The 2810-nt window shown below is 51.6% G+C and carries 3 protein-coding genes; all 3 read right to left on the bottom strand.

Annotated elements, in window-relative coordinates; genetic code table 11:
* Positions 1-163, bottom strand: a 163-nt coding sequence (locus JRJ26_20505; protein ID MBW2059871.1) for a KR domain-containing protein, incomplete at its 3' end; no start/stop codon positions are given.
* A gap of 24 nt (positions 164-187) precedes the next feature.
* The gene (locus JRJ26_20500; GenBank protein ID MBW2059870.1) at positions 188-1204 is read right to left on the bottom strand and encodes a hypothetical protein; all 1017 of its coding nucleotides are present in this window, start codon (positions 1202-1204) and stop codon (positions 188-190) included.
* A 195-nt stretch (positions 1205-1399) separates the two neighbouring features.
* Positions 1400-2365 carry a MarR family transcriptional regulator gene (locus JRJ26_20495; protein MBW2059869.1) on the bottom strand — a complete coding sequence of 322 codons (966 nt, stop codon included), beginning with the start codon at positions 2363-2365 and terminating at the stop codon, positions 1400-1402.
* Between the last annotated feature and the right edge of the window lie 445 nt (positions 2366-2810).

Raw genomic sequence — 2810 nt, 5'->3', positions numbered from 1 at the left:
TTAGGGCAATGATCCTGGCATTGTACAGGGTGGTAGCCATCTTTTGTGCGTCTCTTGAAAGAAGGTATATGTGATCCACCTTACCCTGGTGCGCCAAAAAGTAGGTAGCATAGGTGCCAACCGTGCCGGTGGCCCCAGTCACTAAGACAGTGATCCCGCCCATAAAGGTCTCCTACTCATAAACTCCCTACTTGGACTCTAGATAGGGTTGGATGGCCGGATGAATGAACTCGCCTTTTTCAAAAACACAAACCTCATCGTAGAAGACAGACGCCTCGGTCATGAGCCCGTCGGTGTGTCCATTAGCGCGAATCTTACCTTGGAAACAGGGCAAGTCGTTTGTGCCAAAACCGATATCAAACAGCCCATACATCCTCTCATCCAAGAACTTTAACCCACTCAGTCGTTTCAGATGGGGGTTGATCCCAAATCCGTAGTGGCACGCACGATAGATATTCGGGTCTTTTCTGCTTTCCATCCATTGCTTGAATCTTTCAGCCTCGCTCCCCCCGGAAATCTCTGTCACAACACCTTCCCTGACTTCGAGATAAACAGGATCCCTGACAATTCCAACAGGATAGACAAAGGCGTCGAAGACGATTTGCCCATTCCAGGTCTCCTCGATAGGCGCCTGCCCCACCACGCCCGGGGGCAGGTACCCTTCGTCGCCTGGAGAAGAAACCCGGCCGGGGTTTGTCTGAACAGGCCTGTTTCCGAGCTCGGCTCCAATATCCGTTCCCCTGGGGGATGTCACTCGAACGGTGTTTGCCTTGGCGATCACCTCTTCCAGAACCTCGCAGATACGATCCGTAACCAGAAAATCATGCTCATAGATCAGGCTGACAAGACCTTCAGCCGTGGCACTAAGGAAGCCGAGCATACGGGTTCCACCCTGGAGCATCTCAAGAAACGCTCTGGTATAGAAATCAGCACTCTCATAGGGAATGAGCGTGATGGCAGCATCTGCCGACTTCATGGCAACGGCCAGCGTAGGAGGTGGATCGATATTGTGCTCTCCACGATACGGAGTCACGATAAGTGTAGGGCTGGCACCCTTCTGCAGGGCAGCATCAAAAAGGGCCTCTGCCACGCGCCTGTCCGTCGGAGGCTCTGTAATGATTAGCAACGATTCGCCCCGTTTGAGGGACATTCGATCAAGGTACTTGAACGAAGCCCTTAGCATAAGGTCTGAGGTAATTTGCATAGTCCTTTCTCCCTTGATTCTTGGAATATGACCGATTTCCAACCAACACTTTGGGTCCTTGTCAGTCAGGAATCTTATCTCTCAAATCCCGGTTCAAAGTCTCACAGTGCCATTTCAAAACTCGGCTCATCTTACTATCAGTGGCTTCTTCTCTAAATGATTGTTTGTGATACCGGCCGTACATGTTCTCGGACCCTATTCCAAATAGCGCTCCATAAGCAGTGTAATATTCTTGTTCCCTGTCACATTCTCTCTCGGAACTACTGATTGGAGCGTGAACCCCACATCTTTGAAGAGCTTGACGGCGTGAGTAAACCTACGGTCGAACATGACCGAAACCTTCCTGACCCGCCTCGCGTGCAGTTGCTCTGCCAGTTGGGACAACAGTCTCCGCCCAATCTGTCGGCCACGCCATTTCTCATCTACGATGAAGAACGCTATTTTCGATTCGCCTTGGATATCGATCTCAGCCGCGATGACGCCGGCATAGACTCTCTCGACCCTGGCAAGAAATATGACCGCTTTTCCAGCTTCGGTTATTTTGTCGGGATGGTTGATCAAATCTTCATCACCGATTTCCGCTTCCCCACTCTCAATCAGCCAATGGACGATCAGATCCCTGTATTCGTACTTTAAGCTGGGATCAAAAGGAATGATATCGACCTGACCGACCTGGTATCCCCGAAGCGCAGACATGACCCGTTCGTAGATGCTTTTATTCTCCATTGATTCTTCAAGTTCTTGCAAGGCGACGGTGAGGTAAGAACTGTTCTCCCTTTCGGCCAGCAGCTTCTCCGTCTCCCGGCGGATCGTCTTCCAGATCGGCTTCAGGGTTTCCATCAGTTCCTGGCCTTGCTGGGTAAACGCAATAAGTCGTCTTCTCCTGTCATTCCTGTCACTCAGGAAGGAGACAAGGTTCTTTGCCTCCAGGGTGGCCACCATTTGGCTCACCCCGGAATGGGTAATTTCCAGATCAGCGGCCATTTCGCTAACGGACAGCACGCCTTTCTGGTTGAGCAGAAAAAAGATCGGAAACCAACTCGTCTCAAAAGGTATGTTGAGGGTCTTATACACCCTCGACACGTCGGCAAGGAACCTTTCGCTGATTCTTCTCAGCCGGGTCCCGAAAACCAGTTCCCCATGTTCCTTGTAGAAAGACAATGCCCCACCTTGTTTAAATGCTTACCTAAGCTATGACCTTTCTTGGCCGGAGTCAAGGAAAATCTTTCATCGACCAGCCTCCCTGACGCAAAGCCAATGGGCAAACCGACCGGTGCTATCAAAGGCCTCTCGCAAGGGGGCAAGTCTCGTCTTGGGCCTCGGTCCGCCCTCGCTTGACAAATTCGGCTAGCTCAGATTCCCTTGCCGCCGAAAAACCGATAAACCCCTCACGGCCCCTATCCGGAAGGAAGGTGGAATGGCGGCAGGCGTCCCTTGGCACCAAGCAAGACTCAAGTCGAGATTTGACCCTTCGGTTTTGACCCCTTCCGTTGTGTAATTCGTTGAGACCGATTTTGCCAAATCGGTTCGATGTGCTATAATGGAGCCCGGATCTTTCCACCCGGATGGCAGTGCGAATTTCATGGAGGTCTGCCGTGGAGGCCTT

The sequence above is a fragment of the Deltaproteobacteria bacterium genome (assembly GCA_019308905.1).
Taxonomy (GTDB): domain Bacteria; phylum Desulfobacterota; class BSN033; order WVXP01; family WVXP01; genus JAFDHF01.
Note: the sequence above shows the minus strand (reverse complement) of the source record. Positions and strands in the feature narration are given on the sequence as shown.

Bases quoted from the DNA above. Each gene is read 5' to 3' on its own strand.
- JRJ26_20500 (MBW2059870.1), bottom strand. From the start codon at position 1,204: ATGCAAATTACCTCAGACCTTATGCTAAGGGCTTCGTTCAAGTACCTT.